This is a genomic window from Pseudomonas sp. KBN10P06128 (genome assembly GCF_037574945.1).
GTDB classification, from domain to species: domain Bacteria; phylum Pseudomonadota; class Gammaproteobacteria; order Pseudomonadales; family Pseudomonadaceae; genus Pseudomonas; species Pseudomonas aeruginosa.
In genome coordinates this window covers 1,423,582-1,445,321 of the sequence record NZ_JBBELR010000001.1, presented here as the reverse complement: position 1 = coordinate 1,445,321, position 21,740 = coordinate 1,423,582, and the positions used below count along the sequence as shown (strand labels likewise).

Below are 21,740 nucleotides of genomic sequence, written 5' to 3'. Positions count from 1 at the left end.
TGAATTCCAGACAAACCACCCGTAGGTTCGGACATGTCGACCACCACCCTGCTGCGCCTTCCCGATCTCCAGGGGCAGTCTTTCGACGTCTATTTCCGCTATGACGAGTTCGGCGCCGACACCCATTCGCCGCCGCACACCCACGCCTGGGGCCAGCTCAACTATGCAGCCCATGGCGTGATGCAGCTGGAGATCGACGGCCAGCGCTTCCTCTCGCCTCCGCAATACGCGGTATGGATACCACCGGAGCGGGTGCACAGCTGCTACAACAGCCAGGCCATCGTCTACCGCTCGCTGTACCTCTCCACCGAGCTGTCACGACGCCTGCCGGCGACACCCTGCACCCTGGCGATCAGCGCGATCCTCAAGGCGATCCTCTCGGACTTCGCCGAGCGCGGGGTCAACCTGCCGACCTCGGCGCAGGACCTGCGCCTGGCCCGGGTCGTCATGGACCAGCTGGAATGCGCCCAGCCCCACGACGACTACCTGCCCTACAGCCGTACCCCGGCGCTGCGCGAGGTGCTCGACGCACTGCAGGCCGAGCCGGGCGACAACCGCTCGCTGGCGCAATGGGCGCAGCAGGTGCACAGCACCGAGCGAACCCTGGCCCGACACTGCCAGCGCGAACTGGGCATGACCTTCGGCGAATGGCGCCAACGCCTGCGCTTCCTCGCGGCCATCGAGGCGCTGGAAGCCGGCAGGGGGATCCAGCAAATCGCCTTCGACCTCGGCTACAGCAGCCCCTCGGCGTTCATCTCGATGTTCCGCCGGCTGGCCGGCACCACGCCGGAACAATACCGCCTGGCCAGCCGCGCCCAGGACATGCCGATGCTGTAACCCGCCGTGCATGCGTTGCGGCTATGCTCGCAGCAGCCGCCATCCGGAGTTCGCATGCCAACCGCCAGCCGCCATCCCGACACTGCCCTCGCGGTGTTCCTCGCCTTTCTCAAGCTGGGCTGCAGCGCCTTCGGCGGGCCCATCGCCCACCTCGGCTATTTCCGCGACGAGTTCGTCCGCCGCCGCGGCTGGCTGAGCGAAAGCAGCTACGCCGACCTGGTCGCCCTCTGCCAGTTCCTCCCCGGCCCCGCCAGCAGCCAGGTTGGCATGGCCCTCGGCCTGGCCCGCGCCGGCTACCCCGGCGCCCTCGCCGCCTGGCTCGGTTTCACCCTGCCCTCGGCGCTGCTGCTGGTACTCTTCGCTCTCGGTCTGGGACGCTGGGGCGCGCTGTTGCCCGAGGGCGTGCTGCATGGCCTGAAGATCGCCGCGGTGGCGGTGGTGGCCCAGGCGGTCTGGGGCATGGGCCGCAGCCTGTGTCCGGATCGCCCGCGCCTGGCGCTGATGGCGCTGTCCTGCGCGAGCGTGCTGGCCTGGCCCACGGCCTGGGCCCAGGTCGCGGTGATCGCCGGTGCCGGCCTGGCCGGCCTCGCCCTGTTGAAGACGGAAGCCGGGGAAGGCCACGAGCGGCTGCCGATCGCCATTGGCTACCGCGGCGCGCTGCTGTTCCTCACCCTGTTCGCCGTGCTGCTGGTCTGCCTGCCGCTGGCCGCGCGCCTCTGGCCGGAACACTGGCTGCGCCTGCTCGATGCGTTCTACCGGGCCGGCTCGCTGGTGTTCGGCGGCGGCCATGTGGTGCTGCCGCTGCTACAGGCGGAAGTGGTGCCCAACGGCTGGGTCGACGGCGATACCTTCCTCGCCGGCTACGCGGCCGCCCAGGCGGTACCGGGCCCGCTCTTCACCTTCGCCGCGTTCCTCGGCGCAGCCTCGGGCCCGGCGCCGAACGGCTGGAGCGGCGCGCTGCTGTGCCTGCTGGCGATCTTCCTGCCGTCGTTCCTGCTGGTCGCCGGTGCCTTGCCATTCTGGGAACGCCTGCGCCACGAACGCCGGGTACGGGCAACGCTGGCCGGGGTCAACGCGGCGGTGGTCGGCCTGCTGCTGGCGGCGCTGTACCAGCCGCTCTGGACCGAAGGCATCCTGCGCCCGGCCGACTTCGCCCTGCTGCTCTTCGCCCTGCTGGCCCTGCTCGCCTGGAAGACGCCGCCCTGGCAAGTGGTGCTCGCCTGCGCCGTGGCCGGCGGCCTGATCGCCGCAGCCGGCTAGCCGTTCAAGGCCAGGCTCAGCCCCTGCGCCGCCGGCGCAGCCGCCTTGCCCGGCTCCGCGCCCTCCGGCCGATAGCCGAGGCGCAGGCCGCCCCAGTGCTTGCCGTGGATGAAGATCGGCACCGAAAGATCGTGCATCAGCTCGCCGGTGTCACGGGTGTAGGTCTGTAGCAACAGCGGCTGCTGGTGGCTGCCGCAGCGAATCCCGGTGCGGTCGTTGAACAGGCGCTTGCTGCGGCTGCGCAACGCGTCCGTCTGCGGGTCACCGCTGGGCGGATGGGCGAAGGCGCGATTGTGGGTGGGCACGTAGCCTTCGGGGGTACAGGCGATGGCGAACACCAGGTTGCGGTTGCGCTCCAGCAACTGCTCCTGGATGCCCGGCAGGACCTGGTCGGTGTAGCTGTCGAAGCGGGTCCGGTACTTGGTCGGCTGGGTATTGGGCAACGGCTGGTAGCTGCGGTCGAACAGGTCGTCGAGGTCGATGCGCCCGCTGCGCACGTCCTCCTCGAAGCGAGCGGCGATAGCCGCCGCGCCCTCCCGGGCGAGGTCGTAGACCGACTGGTGGTAGGCGTCCAGGCTGACCTCGGCGAGGCGCTCGCTGATCACCTCGGCCTGGTTCTCCAACTGGCTGGCGGCTTCGCCGAGACGCAAGGTCTGTTCCTCGCTGGCGCTGAGGTCGCCGCGCACTTGCTCGACCGCGGCGAACAGGCTGGCGAGTTGGCTGCGGTTGATCTCGGCGCCCTGGGCGATCTCGGTAATCTGGCTCTCCACCCCGGCCGCCAGTTCGGCAATGCCTTCCAGTTGCCGACCGGTCAGCTCGACCTGGCCGACCCCTTCGCCCAACTCTTCGGAAAGCTGGCGGATCTGCTCGACCACCTCGCTGGTCTGGCGCTGGATCTCGGCGACCATCTGGCCGACTTCCTCGGTGGCCTCGGCGGTACGTCCGGCCAGGCCGCGCACCTCTTCGGCAACCACCGCGAAGCCGCGCCCATGCTCGCCGGCGCGGGCCGCCTCGATGGCCGCGTTGAGGGCCAGCAGGTTGGTCTGGCTGGCGATGCCCTGGATCACCAGGGTGACCCGCTGGATGTCCTCGCTGCGCTGGTTCAGCGCCTCGATCGCCTCGCGGCTGGCGCCCATCCGCTCGCTGAGCCGATGCATGCGCTCGATGGTCGAGGCCAGCAGCACCTGGCCCTCGTCGCTGCCGGCGCGCGCCCGGGTGGCGGCGTCCATGGCCTGGCGCGCCAGATTGGAGGTGGCGCGCTCGGTGTGGATCATCACTTCGGCGCTGCCGACGATCTGTTCGGCGGCGTCGAGCTGGGATTGCAGCTTCTCCGCCAGGCGCTTCACCGAGAACGCCACGCCGGCGGCCGACAGGGCGTTCTGGCTGGTGTTATGGGACAGGTCGCGAGCCAGCCGGGCGATGTCGGGCTCGCCGACGGTCGCCACCGCCGTGCGGTTGCCGGGAAGCAGCCAGGGCAACCAGAGCAGCGCCACGCCGAGCGGCAGGGCCAGGTACAGCGGCAGCCAGCCATGCCGGGCGCCGACCAGCAGGAGAACCAGGGCCAGGCTCTGCAACAGGCAGACGAAGAGGATGCGGGAACGAGCGGGCTGCATGAGTAAATCTCCGGCCTCCGGGGCGTTGCGTCATGACCCTGGGGTCGGACGGGCGACGGCGGGGCTTCTTTATTTGACTTGTAGTCCGGTTTGTAGCCCGCCCCCGGAAGCGCCGCCATCGTTCCTTAGTGGTATGGCCAATGGCTGGCATTCGACTAGCGCAGGCCGCGACGAAAGGCGGAGAACACCCCGGACGCGTCGGCCAGGCCTTGATCCATGGGGGCTTCGCCGCATTTCCAGGGGTCGCTCGAAGAATTTCCGTCCTGCCGTCCGTCGGCCGACACCGTATGACAAGCCCGGAGCCCACGTTATAATTCCGCGCCCATTTACAGCCGGTAGCGGTCGACTAGACTCCCAACCGGCGCTGGCCGGACCCCGCTTCCGCCCAGCCTGGTCGCTATCGGGCCCGCTCTTTTTGGACTCAGGACCACCCGTGACGAAAGACGAATTGCGTGCCGCGCTGGCGCGCGAGGAACAGCGTTACAAGGACGTGTACGGCGGCGAAGTGACGCTTTATGCCGCCCAGCCGGAACCCGACCGCAAGCCCTGGCGCAAGCGCCCAACCGTTCAGGATCAGGCGTTCGACAGAGAACTGCAGAAGATCGAAGAAGAGCGTCTCAAGGCAGGGCAGGAAGCAGCGAACCCCATTCCATTTACCTCCAACCGACAGGAGAGCGACGGATAACGAAGCGTTTCAATCTGTTTCGTTTTTCCCGCAAAGCCCGATGCGACGGGGCGTTGCCCGCGACAATGGCAACCTTCCGGAGTTCCAGACGGATAAAAACGCATCTGGCATAATCGCCGCCCCGTCTCTGACCGGTTTCTCACATGTTCGATCTTTTCAGCGGGCTCGATGCCTGGGTGGGTATCAGCCTGGTGCTGGCCCTGGCCTTCGTCCTCACCTTCGAGTTCATCAACGGCTTCCACGACACTGCCAACGCGGTGGCCACCGTCATCTACACCAAAGCGATGTCCCCCTACCGGGCGGTGATGCTCTCCGGTGTGTTCAACTTCCTCGGCGTGCTGCTCGGCGGTGTCGGCGTAGCCTACGCCATCGTTCACCTGCTGCCGGTGGAACTGCTGATCAACGTGAACACCGGCCATGGCCTGGCGATGGTCTTCTCCCTGCTCGCCGCCGCCATCGCCTGGAACCTCGGCACCTGGTACTTCGGCATCCCGGCCTCCAGCTCGCACACCCTGATCGGCTCGATCCTCGGCGTCGGCCTGGCCAATGCGCTGATCACCGACGTGCCGCTGGCCGAAGGGATCAACTGGCAGAAGGCGATCGACATCGGCCTGTCGCTGATCTTCTCGCCGCTGGCCGGCTTCATGGTCGCCGCGCTGGTCCTGCTCGGACTGAAGTGGTGGCGTCCGCTGTCGAAGATGCACAAGACCCCGGAAACCCGTCGCGAACTCGACGAGAAGAAGCACCCGCCGTTCTGGAACCGCCTGGTGCTGGTGCTTTCCGCCATGGCGGTGAGCTTCGTCCATGGCTCCAACGACGGCCAGAAGGGTATCGGCCTGATCATGCTGGTACTGATCGGCATCGTCCCGGCCAAGTTCGTCCTCGACCTGAACAGCACCACCTACCAGATCGAGCGCACCCGCGACGCCGCCCTGCACCTCAGCCAGTTCTACCAGCGCCATACCGATACCCTCGGCGACATGCTGGCCCTGGGCAAGAGCAATGGCAGCGAGATGCCGCAGTTCTACCGCTGCGATCCGAAACAGACCGAGCCGACCATCAACGCGCTGCTCCGCGACCTGCGCGGCGTGCCCAGCTACAACGACCTGGACGCCGACGAGCGCGTGCAGGTGCGTCGCTACCTGCTGTGCCTGGACGACACCGCGAAGAAGGTCGGCAAGCTGTCCGACCTGCCGGCGCGGGAGAAGGCCGACCTCGAGAAGCTACGCAAGGACCTGACCGCGACCACCGAATACGCGCCGTTCTGGGTCATCATCGCGGTGGCCCTGGCTCTCGGCATCGGCACCATGGTCGGCTGGAAGCGCGTAGTGCTCACCGTCGGCGAGAAGATCGGCAAGCAGGGCATGACCTACGCCCAGGGCATGAGCGCGCAGATCACCGCCGCCGCCGCCATCGGCATGGCCAACATCTACAGCCTGCCGGTGTCCACCACCCATGTACTGTCCTCCGGCGTGGCCGGGACCATGGTGGCGAACAAGAGCGGCCTGCACGGCGGCACCGTGCGCAACATCCTGATGGCCTGGGTGCTCACCCTGCCGACTTCGATGGCGCTGTCCGCCGGCCTGTTCTGGCTAGCCTCGCAATTCATCTGAGCCGCCTCGCCGGTTGAAAAAAACGCCTGCTTGTCCGCAGGCGTTTTTTTGTTCCGTCTGAAAGGAGGCTCCCATGAAAAAACTGCCATTGCTGCTCGCCGCCAGCGTCCTCGCCGGCTGCGGTACCCAGCAATCGACTTCGAACGCCAGCTTCGATGGTGAGGTCTTCTACCGCGAGCGTATCGCCCTGCCGCCCTCGGCGCGCCTGAGCGTGAGCCTGGAAGACGTGTCCCTGGCCGACGCCCCGTCGGTGCAGTTGGCCAGCCAGACCCGCGAGATCACCAGCCAGGTGCCGCTGGCGTTCCACCTGGAGTACGACCCGAAGCAGGTCAAGCCGGGCCACAGCTACGCGGTGAGCGCGCGCATCGAGCTGAACGGCCGCTTGCTGTTCATCAACACCACCCGCCACTCGGTGAAACTCGACGGCAGCGACCCGCAGCCCTATCGCGTGCAGGTCGAATCGGCGCGCTGAAGCACACCGCGGCAAGCCGCCGGTGCGAACCGGCGGTTCCCTCCAGTACACTCCACCTCCTATTCGCTACCGGTTGCCGATCCACCTCACGACGAGCGGCCGGATACCCCGTACGTTCCACATCAAGGACGCTGTCATGTTCCGACTCACTGCCCTCTGCGCCGGCCTGCTGCTCTCGGCCAACGCCCTCGCCCTGTCCCTCGCCGACCTGTCGCAGAACGACGCCTCCAGCGGCCTGAAGGACGCCCTGACCCAGGGCGCGCAGATCGCCGTCCGCCAGCTTGGCCAGCCGGGCGGCTTCAACAACAACCCGGACGTGCGCATCGAACTGCCCGGCAAGCTGGGCAAGGCGGCGAAGCTGATGAAGCAGTTCGGCATGGGCGCCCAGGTCGACCAGCTCGAGGCGAGCATGAACCGCGCCGCCGAGGCTGCCGTGCCGCAGGCCCAGGGCCTGCTGGTGGAGGCGGTGAAGAAGATGACCGTGGCCGACGCCAAGGGCATCCTCAAGGGCGGTGACGACGCCGCCACCGAATACCTGGACAAGTCCAGCCGCGAACAGCTGCGCGCGAAGTTCCTGCCGATCGTCAAGCAGGCCACCGACGAGGTCGGCCTGGTCAAGCAGTACAACGCCTTCGCCAGCCAGGCGGCGACCCTTGGGGTGGTCGATGCGAAGAGCGCCAACGTCGAGGGCTATGTCACCGAACAGGCCCTCGACGGGCTCTTCGAGATGATCGCCAAGCAGGAGAAGAGCATCCGCCAGAACCCGGCGGCGGCCGCCACCGGCCTGGCCAAGAAGGTCTTCGGCGCGGCCAGGTGAGTCGACGGACGGGGCGCGATCGCCCCGTCCCCTTCTCCCGTCAGGCCCGCGCCTCGTCCTTCTTCACGCGGAACCAGGCGGCATAGAGCGCCGGCAGGAACAGCAGGGTGAGCACGGTGGCGACGATCAGCCCGCCCATGATCGCCACCGCCATCGGCCCGAAGAACACGCTGCGCGACAGCGGGATCATCGCCAGCACCGCCGCCAGCGCGGTCAGCACGATGGGCCGGAAACGCCGCACGGTAGCCTCGATGATGGCGTGCCAGCGATCCAGTCCATGGCTGATGTCCTGTTCGATCTGGTCCACCAGGATTACCGAGTTGCGCATGATCATGCCGGCCAGGGCGATGGTCCCGAGCATCGCCACGAAGCCGAACGGCTGGCGGAACAGCAGCAGGAACAGGGTCACGCCGATCAGGCCCAGCGGTGCGGTGAGGAATACCATCGCCATCCGCGAGAAGCTGCGCAACTGCACCATCAGCAGGCTCAACACCACCACGATGAACAGCGGCACGCCGGCGTTCACCGAACTCTGGCCCTTCGCCGCGTCCTCCACCGTGCCGCCCACCTCCAGCAGGTAGCCGTCCGGCAGCTCGGCGCGGATCGGTTCCAGGGTCGGGGCGATCTGCGCGACCAGGGTCGCCGGCAGCGAATCGTCGTAGATATCGGCGCGCACGGTGACCGTCGGCAGGCGGTTGCGGTGCCAGATGATGCCCTCTTCGAAGCCGTATTCGAGCGTAGCGATCTGCGACAGCGCCACGCTCCGGCCATTCTCGGTCGGCACCGCCAGGCTCGGCAGCAACGACAGGTCACGACGCTCCTGCTCGGTGCCGCGCAGGAGGATCTCGATCAGCTCGTTGTCTTCGCGGAAGAAGCTCACGTGCGAGCCGGTCAGCGCGCTCTGCAGGAACTGCGACAGGCTGGCGGTGCTCACCCCCAGGGCACGGGCGCGCTCCTGGTCGATGCTCAGGTACACCACCTTGCTCGGCTCTTCCCAATCCAGGTGCACATTCACCACGTGCGGGTTCTCGCGCATCTTGTCGGCGACCTTGCGCGCCAGTTCGCGAACCTGCGGGATGTCCTCGCCGGAAACCCGGAACTGCACCGGATAGCCCACCGGCGGCCCGTTCTCCAGGCGACTGATGCGGCTGCGCAGGTGCGGGAAGTCCTCGTTCATCCGCTCGATCAGCCACTTGCGCAGCGCCTCGCGGCTCTCCAGGTCCTTGGCCAGCACCACCACCTGGGCGAAGCTGGCCGCCGGCAATTGCTGGTCCAGCGGCAGGTAGAAGCGGGGCGAGCCGGTGCCGACGTAGGCCACGTAGTTGTCGATGCCGTCATGGCCCTGCAGCATTTTTTCCAGGCGCTGGACTTCCTCGCCGGTAGAGCGCAGTGAGGCGCCCTCCGCCAGCTTGATGTCCAGCAGCAGCTCCAGGCGCGCCGAGGGCGGGAAGAACTGCTGCGGCACCAGGCGGAACAGCAGCAGCGCGCCGACGAAGGCGGCGAGGGTCAGGACGATCACCGTCTTGCGGTAGCGCACGCACCACTCCACCAGACGCCGGAAGCGCTGGTAGAAGGCCGTAGCATAGGGATCGTAGCCATCGGCGCTGCCGCCGTGCTTCTGCGCGTGCAACCTGGCCAGGTCCGGCAGCAGCTTGGCCCCCAGGTAGGGAACGAAGACCACCGCGGCGAACCAGGAGACCACCAGGGCGATGGTCACCACCTGGAACAGCGAGCGGGTGTATTCGCCAGTGCCGGACTGCGCGGTGGCGATCGGCAGGAAGCCGGCGGCGGTGATCAGGGTGCCGGTGAGCATCGGGAAGGCGGTGCTGGTCCAGGCGAAGCTGGCCGCCTTGAGGCGGTCGTAGCCCTGCTCCATCTTCACCGCCATCATCTCCACCGCGATGATCGCGTCGTCCACCAGCAATCCCAGCGCCAGCACCAGGGCGCCGAGGGAAATCTTGTGCAGGCCGATGCCGAAGTAATGCATGGCGGCGAAGGTCATCGCCAGCACCAGCGGGATCGACAGCGCCACCACCAGGCCGGTGCGCAGGCCGAGGGAGAAGAAGCTCACCAGCAGGACGATCACCAGCGCCTCGGCCAGCACCCGGATGAACTCGCCGACCCCGGTACGTACCGCCGCCGGCTGGTCGGACACCTTGCGCAGTTCCAGTCCGGCCGGCAGCGACTGCTGCAGGCGGGCGAACTCGGTTTCCAGGGCCTTGCCCAGCACCAGGATGTCGCCGCCCGGCTTCATCGCTACCGCCAGGCCGATGGCGTCCTCGCCCATGAAGCGCATGCGCGGCGCCGGCGGATCGTTGAAGCCGCGGCGAACCTCGGCCACATCGCCGATGCGGAAGGTGCGGTCGCCGACGCGGATGGGGAAGTCGCGGATCTCCTCCACCGAATCGAAACGCCCGGAAACGCGCAATTGCACGCGGTCGCTGGCGGTCTCGAAGAACCCGGAGGAGGCCACCGCGTTCTGTTCCTCCAGCGCCTTCTGCACCGCCGCCAGGGGCAGGCCGAGGGTGGCCAGCTTGGTGTTGGACAGGTCGATCCAGATCTTCTCGTCCTGCAGGCCGATCAGTTCGACCTTGCCGACGTTCCTGATCCGCTGCAATTGCAGTTGCAGGCGGTCGGCATAGTCCTTCATCACCGCATAGTCGAAGCCCTTGCCGGTGAGCGCATAGATGTTGCCGTAGGTGGTGCCGAACTCGTCGTTGAAGAACGGGCCCTGGATGCTTTGCGGCAAGGTGGCGCGAATGTCGCTGATCTTCTTGCGGATCTGGTACCAGAGTTCGGGGATCTCGCTGGAATGGATGTCCTCGCGGGCCATGAAGGTCACCTGCGAGACGCCGGGGCGGGAGAAGGACACGATGCGATCGTAGTCGCCGGTTTCCATCAGCTTCTTCTCGATACGCTCGGTGACCTGCCGGGCCACCTCTTCGGCGCTGGCACCCGGCCAGTTGGTCTGCACCACCATGGCCTTGAAGGTGAACGGCGGGTCTTCGCTCTGCCCCAGCTTGCTGTAGGACAGCGCGCCAACCGCGCCAAGCAGGATCATCAGGTACAGGACGATCTGGCGATTCTGCAACGCCCAGGCGGAAAGGTTGAAGGACATGCGACTACTCCTTGGCCGCCAGTTTCACCGTGCGGTTGGCCCGGTCGATCGGACGCACCTGCTGCCCTTCGCGAAGCACCTGGACCCCGGTGGCCACCACCCAGTCGCCAGCCTTCAGGCCTTCGAGCACCGGCACACGGTCCTCGGCATAGGGACCGGTGCGCACCGGCTGCCGGCGCAGGGTCGAGCTGCCCGGTTCGACCACCCAGACGAACGCCTGGCCGGCCTCTGCGGTCAGCGCCGACAAGGGAACCGATAACGGCACCGCCTCGGCGGCGGCGACGTAGACCCGCGCGCTCTGGCCCAGTTCGGCCGGAGTCGCGCGGTCGTCGAAGGCCACCCGGGCGGCGAAGGTACGCGATTGCGGATCGGCCGCGGGCGAAAGCTCGCGGATATGCCCGGCAAAGCGTCTGTCGCGTTGCGACCAGAGTTCGACCGACACCGGCTGGCCGATGCGGAAACGTTCGAAGCTGTGTTCCGGCAGGCCGATCAGCACCTCGCGCTCGCCGTCGGCGGCCAGGCTGAAGACCGTCTGCCCGGCCGCCACCACCTGGCCCACCTCGACGCGCCGGCTGGCGATCACGCCATCCTGGGGCGAGCGCAGCACGGCGTAGCCGGCCTGGTTGTCGGCGACGTTGAATTCGGCGCGGATCTGCTTCAAGCGCGCCTCGCCGGCGCGGTAGCTGTTCTGGATGTTCTCGAACTGGGAATGGCTGACCAGGTTGCGGTCGAGCAAGGTGCGGTAGCGCCGGTACTCGGCGCGCACGGTCTGCAGGTTGGCCTCGGCGGCACTGACCTGGGCCCGCGCCGCCTCCAGTTGCAGGCGCACGTCCTGGGGATCGAGTTCGGCCAGGGGCTGGTCCTTCTTCACCCGCTCGCCGACTTCCACCAGCCGGCGGATGACCTTGCCGCCGATGCGGAAGGCCAGCTCCGGCTCGTGGCGGGCGCGGATCTCGCCGGGAAAGGCCTGGCTCACCTCCCCCGCCGGCTGGGGCTGGACGACGATCGCCGGACGCGCCGCGGCTGGCGGCGGCGTGCCGTTGCCGCAGGCGGCGAGGAACAGGGAGGAAAACAGGGACAGGGCGACGAGCGGGATATGGCGGTACATGTGACACCTTCCGCAAACTGCGTTCGAGTTCTTATACTGGGCGGTATAGTAAAAATACAGAACCCATCAGTCCAGTATTTCAATTGTATAAGCGCATGTCAGAATCCACCTCCTCCGTCGGTCCCGGCCGGCCCAAGGACCCGGCCAAACGGGAAGCCATTCTCGAGGCGGCCAAGCGCCTGTTCCTCTGCAACGGCTACGACGGCAGCAGCATGGAAGCCATCGCCTCGGAAGCCGGCGTTTCCAAGCTCACCGTCTACAGCCACTTCACCGACAAGGAAACCCTGTTCAGCGAAGCGGTGAAGGCCAAGTGCGCCGAGCAGCTTCCCGCCCTGTACTTCCAGCTGGCCGAAGGCGCGCCGCTGGAAAAGGTCCTGCTGAATATCGCCCGCGGCTTCCACCGGCTGATCAACAGCCACGAGGCGATCGCCCTGACCCGCCTGATGGCCGCGCAGGCCGGGCAGAACCCCAAGCTTTCCGAGCTGTTCTTCGAGGCCGGGCCGAAGCAGGTGATCGACGAGATGGAACGCCTCCTCGAGCAGGCCCGCCGCAGCGGCAAGCTGGCGTTCCCGGACGCGCGCCACGCCGCCGAACACTTCTTCATGCTGGTCAAGGGCTGCGCCAATTACCGTCTGTTGATCGGCTGCGCCGAACCGCTGGACGAGGCCGAAGGCGAGCGGCACGTGGAAGAAGTGGTGGCGCTGTTCCTGCGCGCCTTCGCCGCGGGCGGCTGAGGCAGTTCAGGCGCGACGTCGGAAACGCACCCGCGCTCGCTGCGGACGCAGCGAAAACCAGCCGCGCGGCGCCAGGTCGCCGTCGTGCATGATGTCCCAGTGCTCGACCCAGTAGGCCAGCGCCGCCGCCAGATCGATCATCGCCATCGCGGTGCCGGGGCAGGCGCGGTCGCCGAGGCCGAAGGGGAAGTAGGCGCCGCGCGGCCAGCGCGCCGGTTCGAGGAAGCGCTCGGGACGGAACTCCAGCGGCGCCTCGAACCAACGGGGATCGCGCTGGGTGATCCAGCTCGAGACCATGGTCACGTCGCCGCGCTTCAGCCGCTGGCCGAACACCTCGATGTCCGCCGTCACCTGCCGCGGCGCCAGGCCGTAGGCCGGCGGGTACAGGCGCAGGCACTCCTGCAGGACCGCCCTGAGCAGCGCGCAATCGCGCAGGTCGGCGACCGAGCGGATCGCCGTCCAATTCACTCCCGCCAGCTCGGCGCGTAGCCCCGCGAGCAACTCGGGACGCTGGGCCAGCAGCAACAGGCTCCAGGTCAGGGTCACGCCGGTGGACTGGTGGGACGCCATGAGCAGGGTGCAGAGTTCATCGCGCAGGTCCGCCAGCGGCCGCGGCGAGCGCTCCGCCACCTCGCCCACCGCCTCGCGCAACTGGCCCAGCGCCCAGCGCTTGCGCGGGCACAGTTTGCTCGGGAACCAGTGGCCCAGCGGCAGGCCGGTGCTCATTTCCAGCAATGCCACCCGCGACAGCAGGCGCACCGCCTTGGCGATCCGATAGGCCGACGGTTGCAGGTCGACGTCGAACAGCGCGTGACCGCTGAGGGTGACGCTGAACGCAGCCATTTCCAGGTCGAGGTCGTATTCGCGCCCCTCCTCCACCCGCTCGCCCCACTCCGCGGCCAGGCGGCGAACCTCGCTGGCCGGCGGCGGCGCCAGGTGCGGCCGTACCTCCTTGCGCCGGGCCTGGGCGGGGGCGCCCTCGCGCATCATGAAGCTGCGCCCGTTCCACTGTTTCAGCATGCACAGCGCCGGCTGCCAGCGTTGCAGGTCATCGCGGCGATCGACCATCAATTCCTGCACCGCCTGCGGATGGAACAGGCACCAGAGGCGCTGCGGGCCCATGCGGGCGACCGCGAGGTCCGGCTGCGCGACGTGCATCTTCTGCAACCAGGCCAGCGGATCGCGCTGCATCTCCAGCCAGTGGCGGGCGCCGGCACGCCCGTCGTTGGCCCAGGGCAGGTGCGCCAGGCGCCGGCGAATCGGACAATCGATGGTCTGCTGCATGCTCGCCGCCTCCCTGCGGTGTCGACACTCAGCCCTTGCCCAGGGCCTTCTTCGGGTAGATGTCGTAGCGGCTGGACTTGCCTTCCAGGCTATAGCCGGGCTTGGGCCCTTCGATGATCGGCGCCTTGCGCGGGCGCTTCGCCACCACCCGGTGGCTGGCCAGGGCCAGGGCCGCCTGCAACAGCGCCGGAGCGTCGAGATCGTCGCCCACCAGCGGCCGGAACAGACGCATTTCCTTCTTCACCAATGCGCTCTTGTCGCGATGGGGAAACATCGGGTCGAGGTAGACCACCTGCGGCGCCTCGCCGTCCCAGGCGCGCATCAGGTCCGCCGAGTTGCCGCCGAGCAGACGCATCCGCGCGGCGATCGGCGCCACGTCGGGATCGCGCCCGGCGCGCTCCAGGCCATCCTCGAGCAGGGCGGCGATCAGCGGCTGGCGCTCGACCAGGGTTACCTCGCAACCCAGGCTGGCGAGGACGAACCCATCCCGGCCCAGGCCGGCCGTGGCATCCAGGACGCGCGGGCGGATGCCTGGCTGGACGCCGACCGCCTTGGCGATCATCTGCCCGCTGCCGCCGCCGAACTTGCGCCGGTGGGCGCTGGCGCCTTCGACGAAATCGACCCGCACCGGACCGGGGGAATCCGCCCCCAGTTGCAAGACCTGCAAGCCCTGCTCGCCGACCTGCACGGCGAACTCCGCCTCGTCGTCCGCCGCCAACGGCAGGCCGAGCCGCTCCGCCCAGCGCCGCGCAGCCTCGGCGCAATCGGCGGACAGGGCTTGGACATGCAGGCGAGGAGCGGCGGAATCGGTCATGGTCGGGCAATCGTCGTGGAAAGCGCGGATTTTGCCAGAGTTGGCCCGCGCGCGCTCACCGGCAGACCTTCCATAGGCCCATGTCGAGGTGGAAGTGATCCCGGTGGGCGGCATTGTAGTCGGGCCCCAGCACCGCATTGAAACTGGCGCAGGCGCCGTCCCGCACGCGGCGCAGGAAGCGCCCGTCGGCGCCCTGGTCGGCCCAGTCCGTGGCCAGGCGGATTCGCCTCCCGCCGGCCAGGCGGAAGCCGCTGATGTCCAGGGCATTGGCCGAAGCATGCTGGCTGCGCCGGCCGTTCTCGCGGTTGTAGACGTTGCGGCAGGCGAAGCTGCCGATATGCTCGACCCGCGTCAGCGGCTGGCCATAGATATCCAGGGCTGCCGGTTGCAGCACGTGGCGCTCGAACAATGCATAGCTCACTGCCAACGGGCAACTGGCGAGGAAGCTGCTGCTCAACTCCAATGCCGCCCCACGCACGCGCAGGCTGTTGCTCAACGGGCAGGTAGCCGATGGCGGATCGTCGGCGACCCGCTGGTAGCGCAGTTGCGAGGTGGCCAGGGCGGCGTCACAGAGGCTCCGGTCGTCGGCCAGCCGCCATAGCTTGTAGCGGGTCAGCAGGTTCGGCGGTTCGCGCACGTCCAGCGGCAGCCAGGGATTCCAGCGCGCCGGCAGATCGAGCCACTGGTAGCGCAGGGCGCCGACGGCCCCCGCCAGCAGCAGCAATGGCAGCAACCAGGCCAGGCGGCGCACGGGTTCAGCGGAACAGGTCGTTGATACGGTCGAAAGGCATCGCCGCACGGGTCGCTTCCAGGTCGCGCCGCGCCAGCGCCTGCGCCGCCTCATGGAAAGCGCCGAAGGCGACCCGGGCAAGGTTCGAGCCCAGGCTCACGCGCTTGACGCCGAGGGCTTCCAGCTCGTCCAGCGACAGCTCCAGGCGCGGCGAACCGACCAGTACGTTGACCGGCTTCGGTGCCACCGCTTCGAGCACCGCGACGATCTGTTCGCGGCGGTTCAAGCCAGGCGCGTAGAGCACATCGGCGCCGGCATCGGCATAGGCGCGCAGGCGCCGCAGGGTGTCGTCGAGATCCTCGCGACCATGCAGGAAATTCTCCGCGCGGGCGCAGAGGGTGAACGGGAATGGCAACGCACGGGCCGCCTCGACCGCGGCAGCGACCCGCTCCAGCGCGGCGGAGAACTCATAGATGGGCTGTCCGGCGCGCCCGCTGGCATCCTCGATGGAACCACCGACCAGGCCGGCCTCGGCGGCCAGGCGGATGGTCGTGGCGCAGTCTTGCGGAGCATCGCCGTAGCCGTTTTCCAGGTCGGCGGCGACCGGCAGATCGGTGGCGGCGACGATCGCCCGGGCGTTTTCCAGCGCCTCGGTCCGGCTCACCGCGCCTTCCGCATCGCGCCGGCCCAGAGAGAACGCCAGGCCGGCGCTGGTAGTGGCAAGGGCGTCGAAGCCGAGGCTGGCGAGCATCTTCGCCGAACCGGCATCCCAGGGATTGGGCAGGACCAGCATGCCGGGCCCCTGGTGCAGATCGCGGAAACGTTCGGCGCGTTGGCGTTGGCTGGTCATGGCGGCGGGCTCCGTGGCGGGGAAAGGACTCCCTAGCCTAGGCGCAGGCCGGCGGAGCGTCGAGCACCGGCTCAGAGCAGGCCCAGTTGCTCCACTTCCGGGGCCGGGATCGGCTCGGGTAGCGTCGGCAAGCCTGGCAGCCGCTGGCGCAGCAGGGCATGGAAACGCTGGGCCTGCTGGGCCGCCAGGTGATTGTCGGGGGTATGCAGGAATACGTATGGAGTCAGGCCGGCCTCGATCCAGTCGGCCACCTTGTCGACCCAAGGCAAAAGGAACACCTCGTTGGCCGGCAGGTCGGGACCGCCGATGAAACGCACCTGCGGCGTATCGCTGAAGGCCGCCGGACGGATCGGCAGGCGCGGCTTCTTCGATTGGGCGTGGAGCACCGCCGGATCGTCCGAACGGCAACTGAACAGCGCCCGCGAATCCAGGCAGATGCGCTCCACGCCACGCTCGCGCAGGTGGCGGTTGAGCAGGCGCTCGTCCTCGCCTTTATCGAAGAACGCCGGGTGGCGTACTTCCACGGCAATCCGCCGCGGACTCAGCTCATCGAGGAAATACAGCAGTTCGCCCAGGCGCTGCGGGGTGAACGCCGCCGACAGTTGCAGCCACAGCGGGCTGACCCTTTCGCCAAGCGGCGCCAGCAGCTCGAGGAAGTCGCCGGCGGCCCCGAGCCGTTCGCGCAGGTCGCCTTCGTGACTGATATCGCGGGGAAACTTGGCACAGAAGCGGAACCCCGCCGGCATCGTCTCGGCCCAGCGCCGCACGGTTTCCGCCGAAGGCCGGGCATAGAAGGTGGTATTGCCCTCGACCGCGTTGAAGATGCCGCCGTAGTGTCCGAGGTAGTCGGCGGAACGCAATTCGCGCGGATAGAAGCTGCCGCGCCAGGCCGCCTCGTTCCAGGATGGACAACCGAGGAAATAAGGAAGGGAAACCACGGGAGCGCGCAGAGCCGCTCAGGCGTAGAGGTCGAGGCCGAGGACATCCTCGGCGCCGGCGTCGATGTTGAGGCTGGCGGTGGAGTTGTAGCTGGCCAGGGCCATCGCCGCATGGCTGCTTACCGGGCGCTGGAACGCCAGCAGGTCGCGGGCGCTCACCGGCAGGCTGTCGCCGCCCGCCGAACTGGCCTGGACCTTGCGCGCCTGCGGCGCCTGCTCGAAGCCCTGGCTGCCGGAAACCGGCGCCGGCTGCTCGCGCCGCGCCTCGACCTCGCGCTGCACGTCGCGATACGGCGTGACCGCGGAGCCCGGTCGGGCGCTGCGCTCCAGCGGCAACGAAGAGGAAGAAAGTCCGTCGATACGCATGATCAAAACCCGGGGAAGTCTCCACACTCTAGCCAGCCCCGAAAGGCTTGGCAATTACCGCTGCGCGGCATTTTCAGGGCGCTTTTTTCGGCGTCGCCACGTTGTCGCGCAGGTACACCGGCAGCGCCTGTTCCGCCTCCACGCCTTCGCCGCGCGCCCAGGCGAAGCCGGCCAGGCTGAGCAAGTCCTCGGCATGCGGCAGCAGGCTCGCGTCCAGCGCGGCCGGGCGCTGCGGCATGCGCTCGACGTAGCCCCAGCCGGTGCCGGCGCCGAACCAGTCCGCGGCAGCGGCGTCCCACGGTACGGCGACCCGCTCGGGCGGCAGTACCGCTTCGCTGCCGGCCAGGCGCATCTCGCCCTGTTGCAACTGGTAGCAACCCCAGTAGACCTCGTCCATCCGCGCGTCGATGGCCGCGGCGACCCGCTCCGCACCCTGCTCGCGGTAGGCCCGCTGGGCCAGGATCGCCAGGTCGGAGACCGCCAGTACCGGGCGCTGCAGGGCGAAGGCCAGGCCTTGGACCACGCCGATGGCGATGCGCACGCCGGTGAAGGCGCCCGGACCGCGCCCGAAGGCGATGGCGTCCACCGCGGACAGGGCGACGCCGGCCTCGTCGAGCAGGTCGCGGACCATCGGCAGCAGGCGCTGGGCGTGCAGGCGCGGGATCACCTCGTAGTGACTGAGCGCCCGCCCCTCGTGGAGCAGGGCGACGGAGCAGGCTTCGGTGGAGGTATCCAGGGCCAACAGAGTGGACATCGACGGTTCCGCGTGGTGAAAAAGACGCCGATTGTACCAGCCTTCGCCGCCCCGGAAACGCCGACGGCCCGCAAGCGGGCCGTCGGTGCTACAGCGCTGCGGATCAGCTCAGGGCCGAAAGCACTTTCGCGGTGATCTGCTCGACCGAGCCGACGCCGGCGATGCTGTGGTATTTCGGGGTGCCTTCGGCGGCCGACAGCTTCTGGTAGAAGTCGACCAGCGGCTTGGTCTGCGAATGGTAGACCGACAGGCGGTGACGCACGGTCTCTTCCTTGTCGTCCTCGCGCTGGATCAGCTCTTCGCCGGTAACGTCGTCCTTGCCGGCGACCTTCGGCGGGTTGTGCTCGGTGTGGTACACGCGGCCGGAGGCCGGATGCACGCGACGACCGGCGATACGCGACACGATCTCCTCGTCGTCGACGGCGATCTCGACCACATGGTCGATGGTCACGCCGGCGTCCTTCAGCGCTTCGGCTTGCGGGATGGTCCGCGGGAAGCCGTCGAACAGGAAGCCCTTGGCGCAATCGGCCTCGGTGATGCGTTCCTTGATCAGGGCGATGATGATGTCGTCGGATACCAGGCCGCCGCTGTCCATCACGCCTTTCACCTGCTGGCCGAGCGGGCTGCCGGCCTTGACTGCGGCGCGCAGCATGTCGCCGGTGGAGATCTGCGGAATGCCGAACTTCTCGGTGATGAACCGTGCCTGGGTGCCTTTGCCGGCACCGGGTGCCCCGAGCAGAATCACACGCATCGATATGCTCCTTAGAATTGGTAAGCGAAAGTCTGGATCCGCCTCGTGGGGCCAATCTCGTATTTGCAGGAAACGGCACTGTATGGCGCCGAAAAGGCTGTCCAAGATACACAGCGCCCCCCCACCGCACAAGACACCGAAAGTTGCCCCCCGCCTTCCCTCATCCGGTGTTGCGCAGTCCGGCGGCGACCCCCGCGACCGTCACCAGCAGCGCCTGCTCCAGGCCGCCGCAGGCGTCGCCCCGGCAGCGCCGCGAACGGGCCAGAAGCTCAGCCTGGAGCAGGTGCAGCGGGTCTAGATAGCTGTTGCGCACGCTGATCGACTCGCGGGTCTCGCTGGCGTGGGCGAGCAGCAGCGACTGCCCGGTCAGTCCCAGCACCACGCGCACCGCCTGCGACAATAGGTCGCGTAAACGACGCCCCAGCGGACGCAGCTCGAGCGGCACTAGACGTTCGTCGTAGAGCCGCGCGATATCCGCGTCGGCCTTGGCCAGGACCATTTCCAGCATGTCGATGCGGGTGGTGAAGAACGGCCATTGCTCGCGCATCTGCCCGAGCAGCGCGCCCTCGCCACGCTCGATGGCGTTCAGCAAGGCGGTCTCCCAGCCAAGCCATGCCGGCAGCATCAGGCGCGTCTGGGTCCAGGCGAAGATCCAGGGAATCGCCCGCAGGCTCTCCACCCCGCCTTCGCGGCGCTTGGCCGGGCGGCTGCCCAGCGGCAGACGGCCCAGTTCCTGCTCGGGCGTGGCCAGGCGGAAATACTCGACGAACTGCGGATCGTCGCGCACCACCCTGCGGTAGGCCAGCAGCGCGTCCTTCGCCAGGCGGTCCATCTGCGCGCGCCAGGCCGGCTCGGGAGCCGGCGGCGGCATCAGGGTCGCCTCCAGCACTGCGGCGAGGTAGAGATTGAGGTTCTGTTCGGCGATGTCCGGCAAGCCGAACTTGAAGCGGATCATCTCGCCCTGTTCGGTGACCCGGAAGCGCCCGGCCACCGAACCCGGTGGCTGCGACAGGATCGCCGCGTGGGCCGGCCCGCCGCCGCGGCCGACGGTGCCGCCGCGGCCATGGAAGAGCAGCAGCTCGACCTCGTGCTGGCGGCAGATATCCACCAGTTTCTCCTGCGCCCGGTACTGCGCCCAGGCCGCCGTGAGAGTACCGGCGTCCTTGGCCGAATCGGAGTAGCCGATCATCACTTCCTGCACCCCGGAGAGCCGCGAACGGTAGCCCGGCAGCGTCAGCAGGCGCTCCATGCAGGGGCCGGCGTTGTCCAGGTCGTCGAGGGTCTCGAACAGCGGCACCACGCGCATCGGCCAGTCGACGCCGCTTTCCTTGAGCAGTAGTTGCACTGCCAGCACGTCGGACGGCTGGCCGGCCATCGAGATCACGTAGGAACCCAGCGACGCCGGTGGCGCGGCGGCGATCGCCCGACAGGTGGCGAGCACCTCGGCGGTATCCGCCGAAGGCTGGTAGTGCGCCGGCAGCAGGGGGCGGCGGCTGTTCAGTTCCTCGAGAAGGAATTCCAGGCGGGTCTTCTCGTCCCACTCGTCGTAGCTGCCCAGCTCCAGGTACTCGGTGATCTCGCTCAGCGCGGCGGCATGGCGGGCCGAGTCCTGGCGCACGTCCAGGCGTACCAGGAACAGGCCGAAGGTGGCGGCGCGGCGCAGGCAGTCGAGCAACGCGCCATCGGCGATCACGCCCATGCCGCAGGCGTGCAGCGACTCGTGGCACAGTTGCAGCGGCTCGACCAGGTCGCGGTTGTGCTCCAGGACGCCCTCCGCGGCCGGCACCTCGCCGGCCAGGGCCTGGTGGGTCCAGTTGCGGGTCACGCGCAGGCGCTCGCGCAATTGCTTGAGCAGGGCGCGATAGGGCTCGGCGCTATCGCCGACCCGCGCCAGCAGCTGCGGCGAGGCCTGCTGCATGGACAGCTCGGCGGCCAGTCGGTCGATATCGCGCAGGTACAGGTCGGCGGCCATCCAGCGCGCCAGCAGCAGGACCTCGCGGGTCACGCTGGCGGTGACGTTGGGATTGCCGTCGCGGTCGCCCCCCATCCAGGACGCGAAGCGCAGCGGCGCGGCGGTCAACGGCAGGCGTTCGCCGGTGCTGCGCAGGAGTACCTCGTCGACGTGCCGAAGGACGTTCGGCAAGGCCTGCCAGAGAGAATGCTCGATCACCGCGAAGCCCCATTTCGCCTCGTCCACCGGGGTCGGCCGGACCTTGCGGATCTCGTCGGTATGCCAGGCCTCGGCCACCAGCCGCTGCAGGCGCTGCTGGATGCGACTGCGCTCCTCCGGCAGCAGGTCGGCATGGTCCTTGGCCGCCAGCTGCGCGGTGATCGCATCGTATTTCTGGATCAGCGTGCGCCGCGCCACCTCGGTGGGATGGGCGGTCAGCACCAGTTCGATCTCCAGCCCGGCGAGCTGGCGAGCCAGTTGCCCGGGGGCATGCCCGGCGTCCTTGAGACGCCCCAGCAGCTCTTCCAGCACCAGGTTCTCGAAGGGTTCCGGCTCGTTCGGCCGGCGCCGGCGGATACGGTGGTATTGCTCGGCGATATTGGCCAGGTTGAGGAACTGGTTGAAGGCCCGCGCCACCGGCAGCAGTTCGTCTTCCTCGAGCCCGTCGAGGGTGGCGGTGAGCTGCTGGGCGCCCTCCGCGGAACCGCGGCGGGCAGCCTTGGCGCCCTTGCGGATCAGCTCGATCTTGTCGAGGAACCGCGGGCCGTACTGCTCGCGGATGGTGTCGCCGAGCAATTCGCCCAGTTGGTGGACGTCCTCGCGCAGGCGCGCATCGATTTCCGGCATGACCTGTCTCCACTGCGGGTGGGAAACCAGCTTGGCTCAGGCGCCCCCGCGCTTACAAGCCCGCAGGGTGCCAGTACGGCGCCGCCGGGCCGGAAGCGAGGCTGCCGGCGCCGATCGGGTCTAGTCTGAAGGAAGTGCCCGCACCGAGGCACGGCCCCACGAGGGCACCCCCAACACGCCCGCCACGACCGGGCTGAAG

19 protein-coding genes are annotated in these 21,740 nt (G+C 68.3%); 7 read left to right on the top strand and 12 right to left on the bottom strand.

Translation table 11 applies throughout. From position 1 onward, the window contains the following. The first annotated feature begins 33 nt into the window (after positions 1-33). Positions 34-837, top strand: a complete 804-nt coding sequence (locus tag VQ065_RS06725; RefSeq protein WP_003093801.1) for an AraC family transcriptional regulator — start codon at positions 34-36, stop codon at positions 835-837. A 54-nt stretch (positions 838-891) separates the two neighbouring features. Continuing rightward, positions 892-2,097, top strand: coding sequence for a chromate efflux transporter (chrA, locus tag VQ065_RS06720; RefSeq protein WP_003093803.1), 1,206 nt, complete (start codon positions 892-894; stop codon positions 2,095-2,097). On the opposite strand, the gene VQ065_RS06715 is transcribed toward chrA, so the two are convergent. Continuing rightward, on the bottom strand, positions 2,094-3,710 hold the full coding sequence (locus VQ065_RS06715; protein WP_003093807.1) for a methyl-accepting chemotaxis protein: 1,617 nt from the start codon (positions 3,708-3,710) through the stop codon (positions 2,094-2,096). The two genes, chrA and VQ065_RS06715, sit on opposite strands and share 4 nt — an antisense overlap. A gap of 433 nt (positions 3,711-4,143) precedes the next feature. Here VQ065_RS06715 and VQ065_RS06710 point away from each other — a divergent pair, with 433 nt between their 5' ends. The 4 genes from VQ065_RS06710 (at position 4,144) to VQ065_RS06695 (ending at position 7,297) form a co-directional block, all read left to right on the top strand. Next, the gene (locus tag VQ065_RS06710) at positions 4,144-4,395 is read left to right on the top strand and encodes a hypothetical protein (RefSeq protein ID WP_009315976.1); all 252 of its coding nucleotides are present in this window, start codon (positions 4,144-4,146) and stop codon (positions 4,393-4,395) included. A 143-nt stretch (positions 4,396-4,538) separates the two neighbouring features. After that, a complete protein-coding gene (locus tag VQ065_RS06705; RefSeq protein WP_003093821.1) occupies positions 4,539-6,008 on the top strand; it encodes an inorganic phosphate transporter in 1,470 nt (489 codons plus the stop codon). A gap of 73 nt (positions 6,009-6,081) precedes the next feature. After that, complete coding sequence (locus tag VQ065_RS06700) at positions 6,082-6,480, top strand: YbaY family lipoprotein (protein WP_003092458.1); 399 nt, start codon at positions 6,082-6,084, stop codon at positions 6,478-6,480. Between the two features lie 136 nt (positions 6,481-6,616). Beyond that, the gene (locus tag VQ065_RS06695) at positions 6,617-7,297 is read left to right on the top strand and encodes a DUF4197 domain-containing protein (protein ID WP_003092461.1); all 681 of its coding nucleotides are present in this window, start codon (positions 6,617-6,619) and stop codon (positions 7,295-7,297) included. 40 nt (positions 7,298-7,337) lie between these two features. Here the strand turns inward: VQ065_RS06695 and mexK are convergent, their stop codons facing one another. Next, on the bottom strand, positions 7,338-10,415 hold the full coding sequence (mexK, locus tag VQ065_RS06690) for a multidrug efflux RND transporter permease subunit MexK (RefSeq protein WP_003092464.1): 3,078 nt from the start codon (positions 10,413-10,415) through the stop codon (positions 7,338-7,340). Positions 10,416-10,419: 4 nt separating this feature from the next. Beyond that, the gene (gene mexJ, locus VQ065_RS06685) at positions 10,420-11,523 is read right to left on the bottom strand and encodes a multidrug efflux RND transporter periplasmic adaptor subunit MexJ (protein WP_003092466.1); all 1,104 of its coding nucleotides are present in this window, start codon (positions 11,521-11,523) and stop codon (positions 10,420-10,422) included. Between the two features lie 95 nt (positions 11,524-11,618). Between mexJ and mexL the strand changes: the two genes are divergently transcribed. Then, positions 11,619-12,257 (top strand): efflux system transcriptional repressor MexL, encoded by a 639-nt coding sequence (gene mexL / locus VQ065_RS06680; RefSeq protein WP_003092468.1) that lies wholly within the window; start codon positions 11,619-11,621, stop codon positions 12,255-12,257. A 6-nt stretch (positions 12,258-12,263) separates the two neighbouring features. Here the strand turns inward: mexL and VQ065_RS06675 are convergent, their stop codons facing one another. The 9 genes from VQ065_RS06675 to ppc all read right to left on the bottom strand — a co-directional run bounded on the left by VQ065_RS06675 (position 12,264) and on the right by ppc (position 21,541). Next, positions 12,264-13,541: a cytochrome P450 gene (locus VQ065_RS06675; protein ID WP_003092470.1), complete on the bottom strand. Its 1,278-nt coding sequence runs from the start codon at positions 13,539-13,541 to the stop codon at positions 12,264-12,266. A 28-nt stretch (positions 13,542-13,569) separates the two neighbouring features. Further along, entirely contained in the window at positions 13,570-14,355 is a 786-nt protein-coding gene (locus VQ065_RS06670; RefSeq protein ID WP_003092472.1) for a class I SAM-dependent methyltransferase, read from the bottom strand. A gap of 55 nt (positions 14,356-14,410) precedes the next feature. Further along, positions 14,411-15,106, bottom strand: a complete 696-nt coding sequence (locus VQ065_RS06665; RefSeq protein ID WP_003092475.1) for an extensin-like domain-containing protein — start codon at positions 15,104-15,106, stop codon at positions 14,411-14,413. A 4-nt stretch (positions 15,107-15,110) separates the two neighbouring features. Beyond that, positions 15,111-15,935 carry an isocitrate lyase/PEP mutase family protein gene (locus tag VQ065_RS06660; protein ID WP_003129903.1) on the bottom strand — a complete coding sequence of 275 codons (825 nt, stop codon included), beginning with the start codon at positions 15,933-15,935 and terminating at the stop codon, positions 15,111-15,113. A 71-nt stretch (positions 15,936-16,006) separates the two neighbouring features. After that, entirely contained in the window at positions 16,007-16,873 is an 867-nt protein-coding gene (locus VQ065_RS06655) for a DUF72 domain-containing protein (protein WP_003092480.1), read from the bottom strand. Between the two features lie 18 nt (positions 16,874-16,891). Then, positions 16,892-17,239, bottom strand: coding sequence for a hypothetical protein (locus tag VQ065_RS06650; protein ID WP_003098661.1), 348 nt, complete (start codon positions 17,237-17,239; stop codon positions 16,892-16,894). Positions 17,240-17,312: 73 nt separating this feature from the next. Continuing rightward, positions 17,313-17,993 carry a tRNA (adenosine(37)-N6)-threonylcarbamoyltransferase complex dimerization subunit type 1 TsaB gene (tsaB, locus tag VQ065_RS06645; protein WP_003092483.1) on the bottom strand — a complete coding sequence of 227 codons (681 nt, stop codon included), beginning with the start codon at positions 17,991-17,993 and terminating at the stop codon, positions 17,313-17,315. 103 nt (positions 17,994-18,096) lie between these two features. Further along, complete coding sequence (adk, locus tag VQ065_RS06640; RefSeq protein ID WP_003092485.1) at positions 18,097-18,744, bottom strand: adenylate kinase; 648 nt, start codon at positions 18,742-18,744, stop codon at positions 18,097-18,099. Positions 18,745-18,904: 160 nt separating this feature from the next. Beyond that, complete coding sequence (gene ppc, locus VQ065_RS06635; RefSeq protein WP_003092487.1) at positions 18,905-21,541, bottom strand: phosphoenolpyruvate carboxylase; 2,637 nt, start codon at positions 21,539-21,541, stop codon at positions 18,905-18,907. Positions 21,542-21,740: the final 199 nt, after the last annotated feature.

Coding starts and splice junctions, on each gene's coding strand:
- VQ065_RS06725 (WP_003093801.1), top strand. CDS start 34: ATGTCGACCACCACCCTGCTGCGCCTTCCCGATCTCCAGGGGCAGTCT.
- chrA (WP_003093803.1), top strand. CDS start 892: ATGCCAACCGCCAGCCGCCATCCCGACACTGCCCTCGCGGTGTTCCTC.
- VQ065_RS06715 (WP_003093807.1), bottom strand. CDS start 3,710: ATGCAGCCCGCTCGTTCCCGCATCCTCTTCGTCTGCCTGTTGCAGAGC.
- VQ065_RS06705 (WP_003093821.1), top strand. CDS start 4,539: ATGTTCGATCTTTTCAGCGGGCTCGATGCCTGGGTGGGTATCAGCCTG.
- VQ065_RS06700 (WP_003092458.1), top strand. CDS start 6,082: ATGAAAAAACTGCCATTGCTGCTCGCCGCCAGCGTCCTCGCCGGCTGC.
- VQ065_RS06695 (WP_003092461.1), top strand. CDS start 6,617: ATGTTCCGACTCACTGCCCTCTGCGCCGGCCTGCTGCTCTCGGCCAAC.
- mexK (WP_003092464.1), bottom strand. CDS start 10,415: ATGTCCTTCAACCTTTCCGCCTGGGCGTTGCAGAATCGCCAGATCGTC.
- mexJ (WP_003092466.1), bottom strand. CDS start 11,523: ATGTACCGCCATATCCCGCTCGTCGCCCTGTCCCTGTTTTCCTCCCTG.
- mexL (WP_003092468.1), top strand. CDS start 11,619: ATGTCAGAATCCACCTCCTCCGTCGGTCCCGGCCGGCCCAAGGACCCG.
- VQ065_RS06675 (WP_003092470.1), bottom strand. CDS start 13,541: ATGCAGCAGACCATCGATTGTCCGATTCGCCGGCGCCTGGCGCACCTG.
- VQ065_RS06670 (WP_003092472.1), bottom strand. CDS start 14,355: ATGACCGATTCCGCCGCTCCTCGCCTGCATGTCCAAGCCCTGTCCGCC.
- VQ065_RS06660 (WP_003129903.1), bottom strand. CDS start 15,935: ATGACCAGCCAACGCCAACGCGCCGAACGTTTCCGCGATCTGCACCAG.
- VQ065_RS06650 (WP_003098661.1), bottom strand. CDS start 17,239: ATGCGTATCGACGGACTTTCTTCCTCTTCGTTGCCGCTGGAGCGCAGC.
- tsaB (WP_003092483.1), bottom strand. CDS start 17,993: ATGTCCACTCTGTTGGCCCTGGATACCTCCACCGAAGCCTGCTCCGTC.
- adk (WP_003092485.1), bottom strand. CDS start 18,744: ATGCGTGTGATTCTGCTCGGGGCACCCGGTGCCGGCAAAGGCACCCAG.
- ppc (WP_003092487.1), bottom strand. CDS start 21,541: ATGCCGGAAATCGATGCGCGCCTGCGCGAGGACGTCCACCAACTGGGC.